The organism is Aquimarina ulvae, assembly GCF_053613295.3.
Genome location: NZ_JBSIBP030000001.1, coordinates 430636 through 451305, shown reverse-complemented (window position 1 = coordinate 451305; position 20670 = coordinate 430636). Strand labels below are relative to the sequence as shown.

The window sequence follows — 20670 nt, the reverse complement described above, 5'->3', positions numbered from 1 at the left end:
TATCAATTACCTGTTTGCTATATAAATATATAATTGTACATTTGCACCCCTATTTTATATAGGAAAGGAATGTTTAATTAGTAAAATTAGTTAGTGTGGACACATTAAGTTACAAGACAGTATCTGCCAATAAGGCAACCGTTTCTAAGGAATGGTTACATATAGATGCTGAAGGACAGACTTTAGGACGTCTATCTTCTGTAGTAGCGATACTATTAAGAGGAAAGCGTAAACCTAACTTTACCCCACACGTTGATTGCGGTGATAATGTAATTATTACAAACGCCGAAAAAATCAACTTAACAGGAAAAAAGTGGACTGATAAATCGTATATCCGTCACACTGGATACCCTGGAGGGCAAAGAAGTCTTACTGCTCAGGAGTTATTTGACAAAAACCCAGAGCGTTTAATCGAAAAATCGGTAAAAGGAATGCTACCTAAAAACAAACTAGGAGCAGAATTATTCCGTAATTTAAAGGTTTATGCAGGAGCAAATCACAATCAAGATGCTCAGCAACCTAAAACTATTAACTTAAAAGAATTTAAGTAATGGAAGTTATTCACAAAATTGGTCGTAGAAAAACGGCTGTAGCTCGAGTGTACCTTAAAGAAGGTTCTGGAAAAGTTACGATCAACAAAAAAGATCTTAACGTTTATTTTCCGACTGCTACGTTACAATACAAAGTGAACCAACCTTTTGCCTTAACGGACAATGAGGAAAAGTTTGATGTAAGTGTAAATGTATATGGTGGGGGTATTACAGGGCAAGCTGAAGCAGTTCGCCTGGCATTATCCAGAGCTATGTGCGAGTTGGATCAGGAAAACAGAGCAATCCTTAAACCAGAAGGCTTATTGACCAGAGATCCAAGAATGGTAGAACGTAAGAAATTTGGGCAGAAGAAAGCTCGTAAGAAATTCCAGTTCTCTAAACGTTAATTTATTAAACAGTATTTGTTGTTATCCCCAATTTTGGGAGGTTAGTTTAGCATCTAAATACTCATGGCCATATCAAATTGATAGCCACTTGGGTATTGCTAATTCAACAGAACGTAAACTATTACAAAAATGGCAAACAATATCGAAGTAAAAGACTTACTTGATGCAGGTGTACATTTTGGTCACCTGACAAGAAGATGGGATCCAAATATGGCACCGTATATCTATATGGAGCGTAATGGAATCCATATCATAAACCTATACAAGACGGCTGCAAAAATCGATGAAGCTAGTGAGGCTTTAAAGAAAATCGCAGCTTCTGGCAGAAAAATCCTTTTTGTCGCTACCAAAAAACAAGCTAAAGAAATTGTTGCAGAAAAAGCAGCAAAAGCTAATCAGCCTTACATTACAGAAAGATGGCCAGGTGGTATGCTTACGAACTTTGTTACTATCCGTAAAGCTGTAAAGAAGATGGCTTCCATCGATAGAATGAAGAAGGATGGTACATTTAACACTTTATCTAAGAAAGAACGTTTACAAGTAGATCGTTTAAGAGCTAAATTAGAAAAAAACTTAGGCTCTATATCTGATATGACTCGTCTACCTGGTGCGTTATTTGTTGTTGATATTACGCGTGAACATATTGCGGTAAAAGAAGCTCAAAAATTAAACATTCCTATTTTTGCAATGGTAGATACTAATTCTGATCCACGTCAGGTTCAGTATGTGATCCCTGCTAATGATGATGCTTCTAAATCTATTGACAAAGTAATGACCTTTGTTAGCGATGCAATTATCGAAGGACTAAGTGAAAGAAAAGCTTCGAAAGAAGCTCCAAAAGGTGAAACTACTGCTAAGACTGAAAAAAAAGCACCAGCTAAAACCGAAAAGGCTCCGGCAACAGAAGCTTCAGCACCAGCTAAAGCTGAAAAAGAAGAAGCTGCTGTAGCTAAAACCGAAAAAACAGCACCAGCAGTAACTGAAACTGCTAAGCAAGAAGAAGAATAAACATTCATTGATTGCTTTCAATCATTAAAGATTATACTATTAAAGAATAAGCACTAAAACTTAACTTTAATATAGAATTAATGAGTCGTTTAGTTCTTTACTTTTGTAGTAATCATAGCTAAACGACTTATTTTTTACACAAACACATTAAATATTCAAAGATATGGTTAAGATAACCGCCGCAGAAGTTAATAAATTAAGAAAAGCTACAGGTGCAGGAATGATGGACTGCAAGAAAGCATTAGTTGAAGCTGAAGGAGATTTCGACAAGGCTATAGATGTATTACGTAAAAAAGGACAGAAAGTTGCAGCTAAAAGAGCTGATCGCGATTCATCTGAAGGAGCTGCCATTGCCAAAGTTAACGGAGACAACACTGCTGGTGTATCTATAGTTTTAGGTTGTGAAACGGATTTCGTTGGTAAAAATGAAAGTTTTGTTGCACTTGCAAACCAACTAGCAGAATCAGCATTGAATTACGATTCGAAAGAAGAGTTTTTAGCTTCAGATTTTGGAGGAATGACTGTTGCAGAAAAATTAGTTGAACAAACTGGTGTTATTGGTGAAAAGTTAGAAATTAATGCATTTGCTAAATTAAAAGCTCCTTATGTTGGTTCGTATGTACATATAAACAAAATTGCAGCACTCGTTGGACTTTCTTCTAAAGTGGATAACGTTGATGTGTTAGCAAAAGATTTGGCTATGCAGATTGCTTCTATGGGAGCTACAACACTTTCTTATAAGGATTTTGATCCTGCTTATGTCGCTTCTGAAACTGAAGCTAGAATTGCAGTAATCGAAAAAGATAATGAAGAATTAGGTCGTTTAGGTAAAACACTTAAAAACGTGCCTCAATACATATCAATGTCTCAACTAACTCCTGAAGTTTTAGCAAAAGCAGAAGAAGATGCAAAAGCTGAACTAAAAGCAGAAGGTAAACCAGAACAAATATGGGACAGAATTCTTCCTGGAAAAATGGAAAGATTTATTTCTGATAATACTACACTAGATCAAGAGCAATGCCTTCTTGATCAAAATTTCATAAAGGATGAAAAAATTAGTGTTGCTAAGTATGTTGAATCATATGGAGATATTAAAGTAACTGGATTTGAAAGAGTGTCTCTAGGATAATAGAATATTAAGAAATATTACTTATCTTCTAAAAAATAAAAAACCGCTTCAATTGAAGCGGTTTTTTCGTCATTTTTCAAAGCATTTTTTCTATAGTAGCCAAAATATTCTTTTTAAACATTTTGGACCCCTCCAAAATGCTACCCCAAAAAAGACTAACTCCCCAATCAGCCCAGAATACAAACTACACTATTGTGAATGTATATATTCTTAAAATATCTAAGTACTATTTCAAAAACACCTCTCATCTCCCTATTTTTGTTTTCCTGTGACAAACCTATAACTTTATCCAAAGCCGATCAATAGCATCGCTAGGGGAAAAGAACCCTTTTTTAATATTTATCACTTCAATTGTTACAATCCCGACATTTCAAATAAAGATTTAGCTTTAGTTACTAAAGTATTTTCTAAACTAAGAATATCATTATATTTGCACCACAGTTCCAAGCAAATGATGAAATACAAAAGAATATTACTAAAATTATCAGGAGAAGCCCTGATGGGAGAACGCCAATATGGTATTGATCCTAAAAGATTAGCAGAATATGCAAATGAAATCAAACAAATTACTGATAAAGGTGTAGAAGTAGCTATAGTAATAGGAGGTGGTAACATCTTTAGAGGTGTAGCCGGAGCCAGTAAAGGCATGGATAGAGTTCAGGCAGATCATATGGGCATGCTAGCAACAGTTATCAATGGATTAGCCTTGCAGAGCGCACTAGAAGATGCCGATATACCTACAAGATTACAATCTGCAATAAAAATCAATGAAGTAGCAGAGCCATTTATTAAAAGAAGAGCGCTTAGACATTTAGAAAAAGGAAGAGTCGTTATTTTTGGTGGAGGAACCGGAAACCCTTATTTCACTACGGATTCTGCAGCAGTATTAAGAGCCATAGAAATCAATGCAGATGTAATCCTGAAAGGAACGAGAGTAGATGGTATCTACACTGCAGATCCAGAAAAAGATTCTCAAGCTACTAAATTTGATTTTATTACATTTGATGATGTTTTAAGGAAAGGTCTTAAAGTAATGGACACAACAGCATTTACATTAAGCCAGGAAAATGAATTACCTATTATAGTTTTCGATATGAACAAAACAGGCAATCTGCTAAAAGTGATTTCTGGAGAATCTATCGGAACAAAAGTAAACCTATAACAAATAGTGGCTCGTTTTTTGATCTACTGAAAAGAAAAGAATTATTTTAAGATGAACGAAGAAGTAAAATTTATTCTGGATTCAACTAAGGAATCTATGGAGGGCGCTATAGCTCATTTAGAAAAACAGTTAATTGTAATTAGAGCTGGAAAAGCTTCTCCGGCTATGTTAAGTGGGGTGATGGTAGAATATTACGGAAATCCTACACCATTAAATCAGGTAGGTAATATAAGTACTCCTGATGCCAGAACTATCACTATTCAACCTTTCGAAAAGTCACTTATTCAAGAGATCGAAAAAGCAATCTTGATGGCCAATCTCGGCTTCAACCCTATGAATAATGGAGAAAGCGTAATCATCAGCGTTCCTCCTTTGACCGAAGAACGTCGTAGAGAATTGGTAAAACAAGCAAAAGCAGAAGCGGAAGACTCCAAAGTCGGGGTGCGTAACGATCGTAAAAATGCCAACAACGATATTAAAAAATTAGAAAAAGAAGGACTGTCTGAAGACATGGCTAAAAATACCGAGACTGACATACAGCAGTTAACCGATAGCTACATTAAAAAAATTGATGATATGTTTGCCGTAAAAGAAAAAGAGATTATGACCGTTTAATATTCCACAAATACAAGCGCAGAAGTATTGTATCAATAAAAATACTTCTGTGTACCCTAATCAATACTTATGAATCAATTCGGATAATGCAAAACAAACTATTCTGTTTATTATTTTTCACCCATTTTGTTTTACTGTCCCAAATTAGCATTACTGGAAAAGTAATTGATCAAAGTACTAGTTCACCGCTACCTTTTGCTACCGTAAAAACAGATAACAACACCTATGCACTAACTTCTTCTAAAGGAGAATTTGTAATACGATGTGATAGCTATCCAGTCAATCTAACCATTAGCTATATTGGGTATACAACAAAAAGCTTTTCAATTAAATCAGAAGATGTAGTAAAAGTCGAAATACTTCTTGCTCCTAAACAAGAAAGATTAGAAGCAGTAGAATTAGATATTCCGGGAAGCATTGCTTCCAATATCGTTAAACAAGCCATTAACAACAAAGAAAAGAATAACCCGGACAAAGTTTTATCTGGTTATAATTATAAAACATATAATAAATTCAAAATTACTGAGGATAATCAAGCAAGATTCGAAACGCCAGATACGACAGGTGCGGATATGGAACGTATATTTAATGACGCCCACTCTTTTCTTTCTGAAAAAGTAAGTCTTCATGAATTTAATAAAGGACGTGATGAGAAAGAGACTGTTCTGGCGTCCAGAATGACAGGGTTTAACAAACCTGTCTACAATGTTTTAGGAATAAAGATTCAATCAAACTCCCTTTATGAAGAAAACTATGTAATTTTTAATAACAGATATGCAAGCCCCTTATCCAAAAAAGCTCTTAAAAATTACTATTACAAAGTGCTGGATACTACCCAAGGCAAAAGGCCTGCATATGTTATCCTTTTTCAGCCAAGAAGGTCTAAAAAAATTGCTAGCCTAGAAGGGGTATTGTATTTGGATATGGAAACATTGGCCATCCAAAAAGCTATTGCGGAATTAAGAGGAGAGCTTAACGTTATGGTGACTAACGACTTTAATTATGATGAAAAAGAAAAATTATGGTTTCCATTAAGCCAAGAAGTCTCTATTACACCGGGAATTGGAAAACAAAAAGTTACGTTGTTTGGTGGTCAAATATCTGTTGGACGATTAGGTAATGACAAGAAAAGTTTTACCGGCAATAATGATTTTCTTGTTTCTAAAACCGACTTTTTTGATTACGATACAAAATCAAATACCAAAATAAAACGACAACAATCTGCAATAGAAATAGCCCCTGAAGCTACGACTAGAAGTGAAGAATACTGGAATACATATAGAACTAGTGCCATAACGGAGAAAGATCTAAATTCTTTTCCTGTTGTAGACAGCATCGTTCAAGCTCAAAACATAGAACGAAGAATAGATGTAATTCAAAGTTTCAACATTGGATATTATCCGGTAGGTTTTTTTGATTTTGACCTCACCTACCCGATTAAATACAATAATTTTGAAGGCTTACGAATCGGACTTGGAGGCTTAACAAACGAAAAATTATCAGAACGGTTTCGTGCTGAAGGATATCTGGTGTATGGTTTTAAAGACAGTAAATTCAAATTTGGAGTAGGAGGCGGCCTTTTACTAAATAAAGATTCGGGATCTTGGTTAAATATAAATTACAAAGATGATCTTCGTGAGGTCGGAAGTTTTTTTTATTTAACAGACAGACGTGTCTATTCTCTATTTGAACCTCGTTTAGTTAACATTGATTTCTATTATAAACACAGAACCTGGAGTACTAGTTTGCAACATAGAATTTTCCCAAAATTGCTATCAGAAACTCAATTATCAGTTAGTAATATAGATCAGACAGGTGGTTATACCTATCTGGATAACGGTACTGCATTCTCTCAATATAAAACAGCAGAATCTACAATAGCATTAAGATGGAGTCCTTTTAGTAAATTTTTAAAAACACCAAATGGTTTTAGGGAAATACAAGATGGATACCCAAAAATTACCGCTCAATACACCCAAGGATATAAAGGCATCTTTGATAGTGATTTCAGTTACAGCAAAATAGGAATAAAAGCAGAATATATTATTAATCGTCTCAACCAATCGAGAACCAGTTTACTACTGGAAGCTGATATCGCAAGTGGTGACGTACCGTTAACCCACTTGTACCATGCTTATCCAAATGCTCCAACAAAAGAGACCATTTTCCAACGGTTTTCTGTAGCAGGAAGAAGGAGTTTTGAAACAATGTATTTTAGTGAGTTTTTTAGTGACCGCCTAGCCACTTTACAAATTAGACACAAACTAAGACCTTTTAAAATTTCTAGTTGGTTTAAACCCGAGATGGTATTCATCACACGGTATGCAATAGGTGATGTTAGCAACCGAGACAAACATCAGGGAGTAGATTTCAATTCTCTTCAACAAGGTTATCAGGAATCAGGATTTGAAATCAATAAACTTTTTGCTGGCTTTGGATTAAGTTTTGCCTATCGATATGGTGCTTATCATCTACCAAAAGTTGAGGATAATATTGCCTTTAAATTTACTTTTTATCTAAAGCTTTAATACGTTATTATTTATTTATTTTCTTTTGAATATTTTTCAATTATTAAAACCTCAAATTCTTACATTTGCAGAAGGAAAATAGAGAATGGCAAAGTTATTAACTTTCGGGTTTTGGAATACATTAGCTGGGATTATATTACGTAATAGAGCAGCAATATTTATAATTATTATTGGAATAACAGTCTTTCTTGGCTTTCAGTGGAAAAATATGCGTTTTTCTTTTTCTGAAGCAAATCTTCTTCCAGACGATCACGAGGTAAATATAAAATATCAAGAGTTCCTTGATAAATTTGGTGATGAGGGCAATCTTATTGTAATGGCTGTAAATGACAGCTCTCTTTTTACTCCAAAAAAATTAAAGGCCTGGAACGATTTTAATGACTCTTTTAAACAATATAGTGAAATTGACCTTGTCATTTCTGTCAGTGACTTAAAAACGCTCGAAAAAAAGAATAACCCAGCCAGATTTGAACTTATATCCTTCATAAAAGATACCGTATACACAGCGAAAAATGTTTCGGATTACCAAAATGAACTGTTCAATAAACTGCCCTTTTACGAAGGGCTTATCTATAGCAACAAATCTAATACAATACAAAGTGCTATTTACTTAAATAAAGACATAGTTAACACCATCGTTAGAAAAAAGTTTATTGAAGATATTTTAAATCCTAAAGTAAAAGATTTTGAAAAGAAATTCGGAATGGATGTAAAAGTATCCGGAATGCCTTATATAAGAACCATGAACTCTCAGAATATTATGGATGAGATTCAGATTTTTATTTTAGCTGCATTATTGGTTACCTCATTAATTTTCTTTTTCTTTTTTAGATCTTTTAGAGCAACCTTTATTTCTATGACCGCAGTAATCATAGGTGTAATGTGGGCATTCGGTTTGCTGGGACTCTTGCAATATGAAATCACTGTTTTAACTGCAATTATACCTCCTTTGGTTATTGTAATTGGTATTCCAAACTGTATTTTTCTTATTAATAAGTATCAACAGGAAATAAAAAAACATGGGAATAAAGCAAAATCTTTACAACGCGTTATTACTAAAGTAGGAAACGCAACACTAATGACCAATGTTACTACCGCTGCAGGTTTTGCCACTTTCGCCCTAACAGAAAGTAAATTATTGAAGGAATTTGGCATCGTGGCCGCTTTAAATATCGTGGCATTATTCATTTTATGCTTACTGGTTATTACGATCATTTATAGCTATATGCCTCAACCCAAAGAAAGGCATTTAAAACACCTGGGAAGACGTTGGGTGGAGCGATTAGTGAACTGGATGGAACACGTTGTTAAAAACCAACGTATTACCATCTACATTTCTTCTGTTATAATATTAATTGTTAGTATTATAGGGATTTACACTATCAAAGTTTCCGGAAGCTTATTAGAGGACATGCCCAAATCAGCTGGCTTTTTTAAAGATATCCAGTTTTTTGAAGATGAATTTGATGGTATCATGCCATTAGAAATTTTAATTGATACAAAACGCAAACAAGGAGTTCTCAAATTACCAACATTAAAAAAAATGGCTCAATTAGAAGAGCTGCTTGAAGAAATACCAGAACTATCAAAACCTATCTCTATTGTAAACTTAGTTAAATATGCTAAGCAAACTTATTACAACGGAAATCCCAAATATTACCAACTACCTACAAGTCAGGAACGAAATTTTATTCTTCCCTATGCTAAAAGTTTTGAATCTGAAGCGGGAGCAATGAATAGCTATGTTGATTCTACTGGTCAATATGCGAGGATAACCACATTTATGAAAGATGTAGGTACAGAAGAAATGGAACGGATTGAAGCTAATTTGGCTCCAAAATTGGCAAAACTATTTCCCGAAGATCGCTACGAAGTTACCTTTACAGGAAAAGCACTTATCTTTCAGAAGGGCACAACTTATCTTGTTTGGAACCTTATCTTTTCTTTAGGGCTAGCAATTATCCTTATAGCCCTCTTTATGGCTTGGATGTTTAGATCCTTCAAAATGATTGTTATATCCCTCATACCTAATTTACTGCCATTATTAATGACAGCAGGTTTGATGGGCTTTTTAGGAGTACCAATAAAACCATCTACGATATTGGTTTTTAGTATCGCTTTTGGTATTTCTGTTGACGACACTATCCACTTCTTAGCAAAATATAGACAAGAACTAAAATCAAATCACTGGAGAATCCGTAAGTCTGTTTTTGCAGCCTTGAGAGAAACCGGAGTGAGTATGTTCTACACTTCTACGGTCTTATTCTTTGGCTTTTCGGTATTTATGATCTCCAGTTTTGGCGGAACAAAAGCTTTGGGAGGATTAGTATCCGCGACGCTGCTATTTGCTATGTTGGCTAATTTGTTATTATTACCTTGTTTGTTACTTTCTTTAGAAAGAAGTATTGCCAACAAAAAGACCTTAAAAGAGCCTGCATTAAAAATTATTGCTAATGATGACGATGATGAACTTTCTGAGGAAGAAGAAAGATAGCTAATCACTCTCATTTATTTATAACTAAAAAGAAGCCTCGCTAGTAAACTAGCGAGGCTTCGTGTAAGATAGATTACCCCAAAACCTATCGAACTAAACTTAACGTAAACACAATCGTCATAATTGCATATGCAAGATACGTTCCCTTTTTGTATTTTGAAACACCTTTAAGAGGGGGATTTCCCCCTTTCAATAAAACAAACTAAATTTTAACATTTTATTAATAGTCCAAAACCATACATTTAAATTTTAAAAGATTTAAAATCAAATATTTATATAATTAAAATGTGTAGGAAATTTTAGCGTTATTTTTAATAAATACTCAAAAAAAAGTGATTTTTTCCCTTAAAAATTGGTTTTTTACGGTTTTAACATAGAATCAGTCCGTCAAAAACAGTCAGATTTTGTCTTGTTTTAAAAAAATGCTATTTTTTATCAAATACAAAAGCGGCATGAAATTATAATGACAATTAGCTTTTTTTGAAGAGCAACAGTATGCATCAATTCGATTAAAAATTTATCTTTGCTACCTTAAATTTTAGATACTTAATTCAGGAAATTAAAATTGAGTTGACGGTCTAATAAGCTTTTTAGTTAAAATTAGTCTTCAGATAGACAAAGAAAGTATTGTTAATATACCAATTCCATCAGACCGATGTAAAACAAATAAAATTAAATTGATGAAACATACCAAAGTAATAGACGTTTTAAAGAGTGATAAACTGTTACAACCTGTGACCGTAAAAGGATGGGTTCGTTCTTTCCGTAACGATCGTTTTATAGCAATAAACGACGGATCTACTATAAGAAATATTCAATGTGTGATCGAAGATCAGACCATTGATTCGACTATTACTGATAAAATAAATGTTGGTGCTGCCTTGGTAGTTGTTGGAACACTTACAGAAAGTGAGGGAAAAGGACAACGTGTGGAGGTTAAAGTTACTCATATAGAGATCGAAGGAGAAGCGGATCCAGAAGAACTAAAATTAACTATTCTTTCTCCAAAGCGTCACAGTTTAGAAAAACTAAGAGAACAAGCACACTTAAGAGTTAGAACCAATACATTTGGAGCAATAATGCGTATGCGATCAAAATTGTCCTTTGCCATTCACGAGTATTTTCAGAAAAACGACTTTTATTACGTGCATACACCAGTTATTACCAAAAGTGATGCTGAAGGAGCCGGAGAAGCTTTTAAAGTAACAAACCTGGATCTTAATAACATTCCAAAAAATGAAAATAGCGAGGTAGATTATAAGCAAGATTTCTTTGGCGGTGAAACTAACCTAACAGTTTCTGGACAATTAGAAGCCGAAACCTATGCAATGGGATTAGGTCAAGTCTATACTTTTGGACCAACGTTCAGAGCAGAAAACTCTAATACATCCCGTCATCTTGCAGAATTCTGGATGGTTGAGCCAGAAGTTGCTTTTTGCGATCTGGATGGTAACATGGATCTAGCAGAAGATTTTATAAAATACGTGCTACAGTATGTCTTAGATAACTGTAAGGATGATCTAGAATTTTTAGAAAACAGACTTGTTCAGGAAGACAAACAAAAACCGCAAGCAGAAAGAGCAGAAATGCTACTTACAGATAAACTGAAATTTGTTTTAGAAAACAACTTTAAACGGGTAAGTTATACAGAAGCTATTGAGATTCTTAAAAACTCTAAACCAAACAAAAAGAAGAAATTTAAATTTCCAATTAACGAATGGGGTGCGGACTTGCAAAGTGAACACGAGCGTTTCCTTGTAGAAAAACATTTTAAATGCCCGGTAATATTATTTGATTACCCCGCTGATATCAAGTCTTTTTATATGAGACTTAATGAAGATGGTAAAACAGTGAGAGCGATGGATATCCTTTTCCCAGGAATAGGTGAAATAGTTGGCGGTTCACAGCGTGAGGAACGCCTTGATGTTCTTAAACAAAAAATGGCCGCTCTAGACATCCCAGAAGAAGAATTATGGTGGTATTTGGACACACGTCGTTTTGGAACCTGCAAACACAGTGGTTTTGGACTTGGTTTTGAGCGATTGGTATTGTTTGTAACCGGAATGGGTAATATACGTGATGTTATTCCTTATCCAAGAACACCGTTGAACGCAGAATTTTAAGCCAGCGATTAGTTTCTATGTTTTTTCAATAAAATCTCAGAAATCAGATCATCGATTGCCTTTTGGTTATTCTCTGATTTCTGATATTTGTTTGTTTTATTTTGAATTTTATCATAATGCGGAACCTTTCCGGTTTCAGCAAGAACTTTTATAGCATCCTCAAAAAAAGTATTTAAGATAGGCATCACATACTCACTTTGTACATTTCTATTCCTCAAATGGTGAAACTTTTTTGCATACGCCAAAAATAATTGTGGATATTGGGCAAATGTAATTATTGCTTCTGTAAAACTCTTTTGCACATCAAATTTAGTTAGAGAGTTCCTAAATTTTAGTTTAGCAGCATCAATATGTTGAAGCATATAGCCCAATGCACTTTCGCTTATAAAATTACTATAATTACTAGCTGAATAGTAATAAATTCCCATTCCGATATTAGTATTGATAATAAGCACATCATCACCTATACTACTTTTAAGAAAAGACTGGAATGTATCCACGTTGGTTAAGGACATTAATAAACGTCTTTTTAAATCTGTAGATCGTATATTAACGGATTTGATATCTTCTTTTGTACCATCTACACTCACCTCGTAACGTTCATTAGTTCGGCAAAATCAATCCCTTGATTTTGCGCATGCATTGCTGCAGTATATCCTTTATGATCCTGAGCAGAAACATCTGCTCCCTTCTTAATCAATAATTTTATAATTTCTTTCTGACCAAAAGTAGCTGCAAAAATTAGTGCGGTAGCTTCATTATAGCTTTTGATATTGACATCAGCTCCCTTAGCAATTAATAATTCTGCTATTTCGTAGTGCCCTTTAAAACAAACCCCCATTAATGGAGTATTTCCTGAAGCGTCTTGTTCATTTATATTTGGTCCATAACTAAGAATAAGCTCTACGATATCTAAAAAGCCATAATATGAGGAAAGTAAAAGTGGCGTAGAACCCCTTTGATCCTTTTTATTTACTAAGTCGTTATCTTTTATAAGAAATCCCTGAACAGCTTCTATATCTTCAGATCTGATCGCGTCAAAAATCGTATCCATTTGGTGTAAAATTGTTATTAAAACAAATGCTTACTAATGGTAAGCAAAACTTTTCTGAAGATATTAAAAAAAAATCCAGCTATACTGTAATTAGCAGAATTTTATAACTTTTAAAGGTAAAAGCAATCATTAAGATAAGCAATGAATAAGATAACGCTACTCTTCTATCCATTTTCTAAAATCAGAAGTATTAGAAGAACTTGTCATCACCTTCTCCTTGACACCTCTCATTTGTATAAGCAATCTATTTTTAAAATGATTTTCGATTGCTTCTATATAGTCAATATGAATAATTTGACTCCTGTTAATTCTAAAGAACTTCTTAGGATTTAATTGTTGGATCAAAACTCCAATTTTTTCCATAATTGGATGTGTTTTTCCATAATAATCTGTAGCTACACAAAAATCTCCAGACGCAGTAATCAAGCTTATGTCAACTGTATTTAACAATTGAATTCCGTTTGTTCGTTTAATTACAAATCGCTTTTTAAATTGTTCCTGTCCCTGTTGTATTGATGCCTTCAACAGATGAATTGTCTTATGATCTATAGTATGATACGCGCCTTTCTTAAACAAAGACTGATATTTTTCTAAAGCTCTTTTAAAATCATTTTTAGAATACGGTTTTAAAATATAGGCGATACCATTGGTGTTAAAAGCCTGAAACAAATACTCATCGTGAGCAGAACAAAAAATTATAGGAGATGCTACGGTTACCTTATTAAACAAATCAAACGACAAACCATCTAACAACTGAATATCGGATAATATAAAATCATATGTATTATTATGTAAAAAACTTTCTCCTTCTGCAACAGAACGAGACCAATCATGAGATAAATGTTCACCGAAAAAATCATTCAAATGTGATATTAACTTTTGATATGCCGGAATTTCATCCTCCAGAATTAGAATATTCATAGTTTTAAGATTCGTTACTTAATTTAACAATAGGAATAGAAACTTTAAAAGTTACATCAGTATTAATGATTTGCACCTCTTGATCTGACAATAGTTGGTAGCGTGCCTTTAAATTCTTTAACCCAGTCCCAAAAGACTCTTCTTTGGATTTGATTTTAGATTTAGTATTCACAACAGTCAACCAGTTTTCTGCTATAGTCACCACTACATCGATAACACCATCACTATCGATCTTATTATGTTTTACTACATTTTCTAGCAATGTTTGTATAGATCCCGTTGGTAGAAATTTATTTCTAAGTGAGGCGTCTCTTTTTATTTGAAAATTATAATCATTCCCAAATCTGGTTTCTATTAAAAAAATATAGTTTTCGGCAAAGGCTATTTCCTCAGAAAGCTCCATCACCTCAGCATCCTTAGTCTGGATTAAATATCGGTAGATTAGTGACAAACGATTAATATACTCTTTAGCTTTTAAAGTATTACTATCAATTAATGCATCTAATGTATTTAGATTGTTAAATAAAAAATGAGGATCTATTTGAGACCTTAACAGCTTCAATTCATTCTCTTTTTGTTGTTTTTGGACATTAAAAAACTGAGCTTGACCTTCATAGAATTTTTTAGCTAATAAAATCCCAAAAACAAAACCAGCATCATCGGATAACCTAAAAAAAATTTGCAATAAAAAATCATACCACTTTGGAAATTTATTCCAATCTCCGTTGCCTGTCCAATATCCCGCAACAAAATCAATAGCACCAAAAAAACAAAGTACCAAGAGTCCATAGAACACGAAATGAAAATATTTTTTTTCATTTACGATATAACTAGGAATCAACCAATACATAAAAATTAGAATGACGCTAAAAGAAAGTATGGCCGTTAGAGGTATATCAATAAGGTATTCAATTAAATCATTGTCTTCTCTATAATAATCAATACAATTAAAAATAATTGTAACTGCATATACAATTCCAATTACTGTATAATCTGATTTGTTTAGCCTAGTATCCATATTCTAATTCTTCTTTTTTTTGCGTTTTCTTATGCTTCTTTTGATCCACTTCACAAAATTAATATCACAAGAATAAGTAAAATTGTGAAGAGACTTATGGTAATATATCATTAAGCGTTACTAGAATCCAGTACCATATAAAAAAACACATCTTGTTCTAGTTCTTCACCATATTCAGAATTGGTAAACAATACATAACCATAATCTTTTTGAGTATGTATGGTAAACCAACTCGTAAATCCAATATTATTAAATGTCTATGAAAGGCAATAGTATATTTATAAAACCGACCGTATACCTTATATCAAAATCGTCATATGGAACTTTGGAATGCTGTTTTAATAGTTCCTCGTAGCTTTTATCCAATAAAATTCCCTCATTCATCATAGCAATTCATCCATTTTGAAAAATCCATAGACTTTGAGTAAATCGAAGCTCCGTCAAAAATAGTTTGTTCCGTTACTGGTAACTTTTTTATACATTAGCATATCCATTTACTTTATGACACACTACTTCTCCGTTATTAATTACAACAAAGGAAATTCCATTAATGTTATATGTATCCATTTTTGCTTTTATAAAAGTATCTAAAGAACCTTTAGGAATATAAAACCCTAAATAACTATCGATTGTATTATTGTTTTTGAAAGCACAACCAATTCAGAAATTCGCAATTAGTGATGTAAAACAGAATAATTTTATAAATCTTTCTATACTACTCTTTTAATTTTTATCATTAATCCTATCACGCTCATCTTCAGAAATATTATCTCTCTTTTTCTTTTTACTAAACTTAGATCCGAAATTATAATTAAGTTGAAGAAACAGATTTTGTCTCGGCCAATCATTTACAATTGTAGCATTTACATTATCATAATTAATATTACCTAAGAACTTTCTAGTAAGAATCTCCTCGAATTCTAAACTAACTTTCAATCGATCATTCATAAACTTTTTACTAATCGCAATATCAATACCCGCTATCCACTTATATTCTATTTGCCCTTCTAATCCACCAGTAGAATAATATCCTGAAACTTCAGAATTAATACCCCAAGGTAATTGATACTCTGCACTTGTATACCATGTTAAACTCCATTGGGACAAATCCAATGCTGGTGTCAATCTTTCTGACGTATATTCGTTATAATTTACTATGACCCCTGTGTATCCATCTAATCCTTTTACGAAATCTAATGGACCAAATAAACTAGCTGTGAAATTGTTGTTTTCTGCAATGTTAATAACCGAACGAGAAGTTTCTGCAGAAGTATCATTTTGCGTAATAATTTCAAATAAAGCATCCTTTGTTTGTCCATAACTTACACTAAAAAATGGTTGGTCGTCATAGGTAAGATTAAAACGAAAATTATTGGTAAATGAAGGCTTCAGATTTGGGTTCCCTTCTTCAAAAGTAAAAGGATCGTAATAATAAACAAACGAATTTAGAGAACTATATGATGGTCTTTGTATTCTATAACTATATGATGCATTAACTCCTAATACTTCGGTAATTTCTCTCCCCAAGCTAACACTAGGGAATAATTTAGATATTTTCCTTGATCTTGTTTCATTTTGTGTGAGCGAAATCCCCTTAGTTTCACTTTCCTCCCAGCGGACACCTCCAGAAAACGACCATTTATTATACTTGGCATTGAATTTTGAATATACTGCCAGAATACTTTCATCTATTAAAAATCGATTAGTCTGACCTTCATTATTCTCAAATTCTCCTTGATCATTTTGTGTAAAAGATTGTAAATCACTATCAGAATTTACCTGTGAATACTTTGCTCCTGCTCCCCAACTAAAAGTATCGTTCTGTGTTCGTTTATAATCTCCTTTATACGTGAATATCTCATAGTCCGCATTTTGAAAATATCGTTGGTTATCATATGCTACAGGACTTTCTTCAACTTTAAACAAATTATTCTCGTTCTCAAAAGTGTAATCGATATAATTAAAATCTAAAGTTATCTTATTCTTCATGTCATCATATTCATAATATGGATTGAGCGTAAATGTAATCCTATCCCTATCGTAGCTATTATCTGTGAATAGCGTTACTGACGAAATCACATCGGTGATTGTCGTATTGTTTTTAGTAATTCGATCAGATAGGGATTGAATTCTATTAGTATTTATGCCAATTGTATTTTTATCATTTAGATAGTAATCGAAACCTCCACCTATGCTATAAGTTTCAGGGTCATAAGGAGAAATTGAAGTTTGATTATACGTTTCGTCCAGAACTTGTCTGGATATTATTAAATCTTCTCGCCAAGAGGATTTATTATAGCCTGCGCTAGCCTGCCAGTTTAGTTTATTTTTATAACTAGCGATAGATGTATTCGTTCCATAAGTGAAATCGTTAACATATCCTACCGTATTTCTTATACTTCCGTGAGTTCCTAATTTTACATTTTTCTTTAAAATGATATTAACGAGAGGACCTGATCCTTCTGCATCATATTCAGCTCCAGGTTGCTGAATAAGTTCCACTCTGGCAATATTATCTGCCGGCATTTCTCGCAGAAGAGAAGCAACATCCATATAATCTGTTGTTTTTCCATTAATAAGTATTCGTATATTTCCTTGACCGCCGTAACTTATATTCCCATTAGTAACGATGATTCCAGGGACTTTTTTCATTACATCTTGTAAATTTGTATTAATCATTTCAGATTTTTCAATATCAACGATTAATTTTTCAGCGGTCTGTTTTATAATGGGTTTCTTATAAGTGATTAATACTTCATCCAACTGCTCAGATTCCAAAATAAAGTTCATTCGTAATTCTTTCTCATCTTGTCTAAAACTAAAAGTTTCAGATATTTTAGTTTCATAACCAAGCATGGATACTTCTATTCGATATATGCCCTTTTTAATGTTTTCAAAAAAATACGCTCCTTTTTCGTCAGTTGCCATTGCCGAAATTGCCATATTCGTTTTATCTTGATAAAGAATAACATTAGCAAAAACTAAAGACTCCTTATTTTGATCTGTAATATTTCCTGTGATTGAGTGCTGTGCACTCGTAGTTTTCGCTACAATGAGTAAAATAAATATCAGTGTTTTTTTGAATCCCATAACTTTTCGTTTCTTGATTGATGATGAAACAAATGTAGATTCAGAGGATTCTATTATAAAGTAGATTCTGCCCAATTGGGTCAAAAAGCTGCTGAATGTGTATATTTCTACTATTAGATTATAAAACAAAAAGAGGAGCAGTCGCTCCTCTTTTCATATATTTATATAAAAACTATCCTAGTTTTTCCTTCATTCTAAGTAATTCTTGTTCGATCATTTGCAATTTACCTTCCATCCCATCCGTAAATTCAGGAATACGTTTACAAAAAACATAACGTACACGCCACATTTCTTTAATCTGAGAGATCGGATGCTCTTCATCCTCGATATTCTTATGATCTGCACGTAATACTACACTGTTTTTGGTTATGTAAAGCCTTCTGAAAATTAATTTCGTATCGGTTAATGCTACTACCAAGGTTCCATTATTCAATTTCTTAATAACATCAGCAGGTACTTTTTCTCCAATCACGATATCTTTAGGATAAAAACCTTGATCATGATTTGTCATTTCTAAATTCAGCACCGTATACCCCCTAAACTCTTTTGTTGGATTTACAGGTAATTGAATTGTAGGAAGTTCTTTTATAAAATTACTTTTATCATGTAAAGAAATATACTCGCCTGCGGTACTTTCGGTAACACAAGGAATTAACGCAAATTGCTCTCGCTTTATATCTTCGGCATATGTGGTAAGATCTCCCTTAAACTTCAGAAGTTCATTAACGGTTAGCTCACTAGTTAGTAACTTATCTATTTCAATGCTAAAATAATTAGCTATTTTTATAATGGTATCGATTTTAGGCTCACTCCTTCCTTCTTCGTAGGCTCCTAAAGTCCCTCTTTTTAAGTCAAAAAGCTCAGCAAAAGCCTGCTGACTCAAACTTTTCACACTTCTAATTTTTTTAATATTTTTTCCAAAAAATGACATTTTTGCTAATTTTATTTGCAATTATAAAAATTTATTGTACCTTTACCCTAACAATATTAGCTAATATATTTAATAAATGCTAATTTTAGTAGAATTACTTTCATAAAGTATATTGATTTTGGGCAAAATCATGTGTGATACTAAAAATTTTAGCAAACAACTAATTCATTAACTTAAAAAAATACTATACTCATGATATCCATCGTACAATATCTTGCCAATTTAGCTGTCGATATAGTAGAAAAGTTATCGTACTTTTTGTAATATTGATACTGGGTCGTAACAAGAAATAAATTACTAATAATCAATCAAAAACAACCATCACATGCAAGATCATTTTCAACAGGTGAAAGATTACTTACTGAAACTCAACTTTACTATAGTTCACGAAAATAAGAAAGACGGAATTATAATGATAAGTAAGGAGAATGAAGGGATCAAAAATCTCATTCTTGGTGTAGCATTACCAATTTTAATTATTGAACAATACATTTTTAATATCAAAAACAAAAATGAACTCGTATATCGTAGTTTACTTCAAAAAAATAGGGATATCGTTCATGGAGCATTTGTTCTGGATGAATCCGGAGAAAAGGTAATCTTTAGAGATACCTTGCAACTAGAAAATCTCGATCTAAATGAATTAGAAGGAACACTAAACTCCCTAGGTCTGTTATTAAGTGAATACTCGCAACAAATTATAAATTTTTCAAAATATTAATACTATGAACTTTTTCAAAAGACTATTTAAAATAGGTGAAGCTGAAGCAAATTCTGCGATCGATAAAATGGAGGACCCTATCAAAATGACCGAGCAGGGAATACGTGATATGAAAGTCGATCTCGAAAAAAGCCTGGAAGCACTGGCGCAAGTTAAAGCATTAGCGATCCGATCTAAAAATGATACAGAAGAATTTGCTACAAAAGCGGAAGATTATGAGCAAAAAGCCATGTTAATTCTTAAAAAATCGCAAAGTGGAGATCTTGAAACCTCAGAAGCAGACAGGTTAGCAAAAGAAGCTTTGATCAAAAAAGAAGAATCTCTACAACATGTTACTCGCGGTAAAGATGAAACAGAAAAATTTGAAGGATCTGTATCTCAACTCGAAAAAAATGTTGAAGAAATCAAACAGAACATCAGCAAATGGGAAAACGAATTAAAAACCTTGAAAGCAAGAGTGAAGGTATCTGCTGCAACCAAAAATGTAAACAAGCAAATGGCAGAGATAGATAGCTCTAGTACCGTTTCTATGTTAGAACGTATGAAAGACAAAGTAAATCAGGAGGAAGCATTAGCAGAAGCATATGGCGATATCGCCAACGCCTCTAAATCTATTGATGATGAGCTGGATCAAGCTGCAGATGTTACAAAAAGTAATGCAGAAGATGATTTAGCAAAGCTAAAAGAGCAATTAGGGTTGAATGATAAAAAGAAATAAAAGAAATTAATAATCAGATATTTTTAGTCTGTTCAGCAAATTACTAACAAAAAAGATAAACCATGGTAACATTTACGACAGAAAAGACACCAAGTAAAGAAGTAATTCAGATTTCAGGAATTGCAAGAGGGAGTGCCGTAAGAACAAGGAACATTGGTAGCGGTATTTTTGCAGGACTAAAGAACATAGTTGTTAGAGAACCAGAAGGTTATGAAAAATAG

18 protein-coding genes are annotated in these 20670 nt (G+C 33.1%); 12 read left to right on the top strand and 6 right to left on the bottom strand.

The features are described from left to right. The first annotated feature begins 95 nt into the window (after positions 1-95). From rplM to asnS, 9 genes are all read left to right on the top strand, one after another. Entirely contained in the window at positions 96-551 is a 456-nt protein-coding gene (gene rplM, locus ACWGOQ_RS01965; protein WP_452056872.1) for a 50S ribosomal protein L13, read from the top strand. Further along, the gene (rpsI, locus tag ACWGOQ_RS01960; RefSeq protein ID WP_452056871.1) at positions 551-937 is read left to right on the top strand and encodes a 30S ribosomal protein S9; all 387 of its coding nucleotides are present in this window, start codon (positions 551-553) and stop codon (positions 935-937) included. Before rplM ends, rpsI begins: the two co-directional genes overlap by 1 nt. Positions 938-1066: 129 nt before the next feature. Continuing rightward, positions 1067-1945 (top strand): 30S ribosomal protein S2, encoded by an 879-nt coding sequence (rpsB, locus tag ACWGOQ_RS01955; RefSeq protein ID WP_452056870.1) that lies wholly within the window; start codon positions 1067-1069, stop codon positions 1943-1945. 163 nt (positions 1946-2108) lie between these two features. Then, positions 2109-3074: a translation elongation factor Ts gene (gene tsf / locus ACWGOQ_RS01950; protein ID WP_452056869.1), complete on the top strand. Its 966-nt coding sequence runs from the start codon at positions 2109-2111 to the stop codon at positions 3072-3074. A 454-nt stretch (positions 3075-3528) separates the two neighbouring features. Further along, positions 3529-4236 carry a UMP kinase gene (pyrH, locus tag ACWGOQ_RS01945; RefSeq protein ID WP_452057201.1) on the top strand — a complete coding sequence of 236 codons (708 nt, stop codon included), beginning with the start codon at positions 3529-3531 and terminating at the stop codon, positions 4234-4236. 51 nt (positions 4237-4287) lie between these two features. Then, the gene (gene frr / locus ACWGOQ_RS01940) at positions 4288-4851 is read left to right on the top strand and encodes a ribosome recycling factor (protein WP_452056868.1); all 564 of its coding nucleotides are present in this window, start codon (positions 4288-4290) and stop codon (positions 4849-4851) included. Between the two features lie 86 nt (positions 4852-4937). Further along, complete coding sequence (locus ACWGOQ_RS01935; protein ID WP_452056867.1) at positions 4938-7379, top strand: DUF5686 family protein; 2442 nt, start codon at positions 4938-4940, stop codon at positions 7377-7379. 85 nt (positions 7380-7464) lie between these two features. Beyond that, positions 7465-9873, top strand: coding sequence for an efflux RND transporter permease subunit (locus ACWGOQ_RS01930; protein ID WP_452056866.1), 2409 nt, complete (start codon positions 7465-7467; stop codon positions 9871-9873). Positions 9874-10553: 680 nt separating this feature from the next. Then, positions 10554-11996, top strand: a complete 1443-nt coding sequence (asnS, locus tag ACWGOQ_RS01925) for an asparagine--tRNA ligase (protein ID WP_452056865.1) — start codon at positions 10554-10556, stop codon at positions 11994-11996. Between the two features lie 8 nt (positions 11997-12004). Here the strand turns inward: asnS and ACWGOQ_RS01920 are convergent, their stop codons facing one another. The 6 genes from ACWGOQ_RS01920 to ACWGOQ_RS01895 all read right to left on the bottom strand — a co-directional run bounded on the left by ACWGOQ_RS01920 (position 12005) and on the right by ACWGOQ_RS01895 (position 19010). After that, positions 12005-12586, bottom strand: coding sequence for a hypothetical protein (locus ACWGOQ_RS01920; protein ID WP_452056864.1), 582 nt, complete (start codon positions 12584-12586; stop codon positions 12005-12007). Beyond that, positions 12583-13050, bottom strand: coding sequence for an ankyrin repeat domain-containing protein (locus ACWGOQ_RS01915; RefSeq protein ID WP_452056863.1), 468 nt, complete (start codon positions 13048-13050; stop codon positions 12583-12585). The genes ACWGOQ_RS01920 and ACWGOQ_RS01915 overlap by 4 nt, the downstream gene beginning before the upstream one ends. 156 nt (positions 13051-13206) lie before the next feature. Next, positions 13207-13971, bottom strand: coding sequence for a LytR/AlgR family response regulator transcription factor (locus tag ACWGOQ_RS01910; protein ID WP_452056862.1), 765 nt, complete (start codon positions 13969-13971; stop codon positions 13207-13209). Between the two features lie 4 nt (positions 13972-13975). Then, on the bottom strand, positions 13976-14989 hold the full coding sequence (locus ACWGOQ_RS01905) for a sensor histidine kinase (RefSeq protein ID WP_452056861.1): 1014 nt from the start codon (positions 14987-14989) through the stop codon (positions 13976-13978). A 723-nt stretch (positions 14990-15712) separates the two neighbouring features. Next, entirely contained in the window at positions 15713-18079 is a 2367-nt protein-coding gene (locus ACWGOQ_RS01900; RefSeq protein ID WP_452056860.1) for a TonB-dependent receptor, read from the bottom strand. Positions 18080-18251: 172 nt separating this feature from the next. Then, on the bottom strand, positions 18252-19010 hold the full coding sequence (locus ACWGOQ_RS01895; protein ID WP_452056859.1) for a helix-turn-helix domain-containing protein: 759 nt from the start codon (positions 19008-19010) through the stop codon (positions 18252-18254). Between the two features lie 325 nt (positions 19011-19335). On the opposite strand from ACWGOQ_RS01895, the gene ACWGOQ_RS01890 reads away from it, so the two are divergent. From ACWGOQ_RS01890 to ACWGOQ_RS01880, 3 genes are all read left to right on the top strand, one after another. Then, positions 19336-19731: a type III secretion system chaperone family protein gene (locus tag ACWGOQ_RS01890; RefSeq protein ID WP_452056858.1), complete on the top strand. Its 396-nt coding sequence runs from the start codon at positions 19336-19338 to the stop codon at positions 19729-19731. A gap of 4 nt (positions 19732-19735) precedes the next feature. Continuing rightward, on the top strand, positions 19736-20449 hold the full coding sequence (locus tag ACWGOQ_RS01885; protein ID WP_452056857.1) for a PspA/IM30 family protein: 714 nt from the start codon (positions 19736-19738) through the stop codon (positions 20447-20449). 62 nt (positions 20450-20511) lie between these two features. Further along, positions 20512-20670 (top strand): heavy metal-binding domain-containing protein, encoded by a 159-nt coding sequence (locus ACWGOQ_RS01880; protein ID WP_452056856.1) that lies wholly within the window; start codon positions 20512-20514, stop codon positions 20668-20670.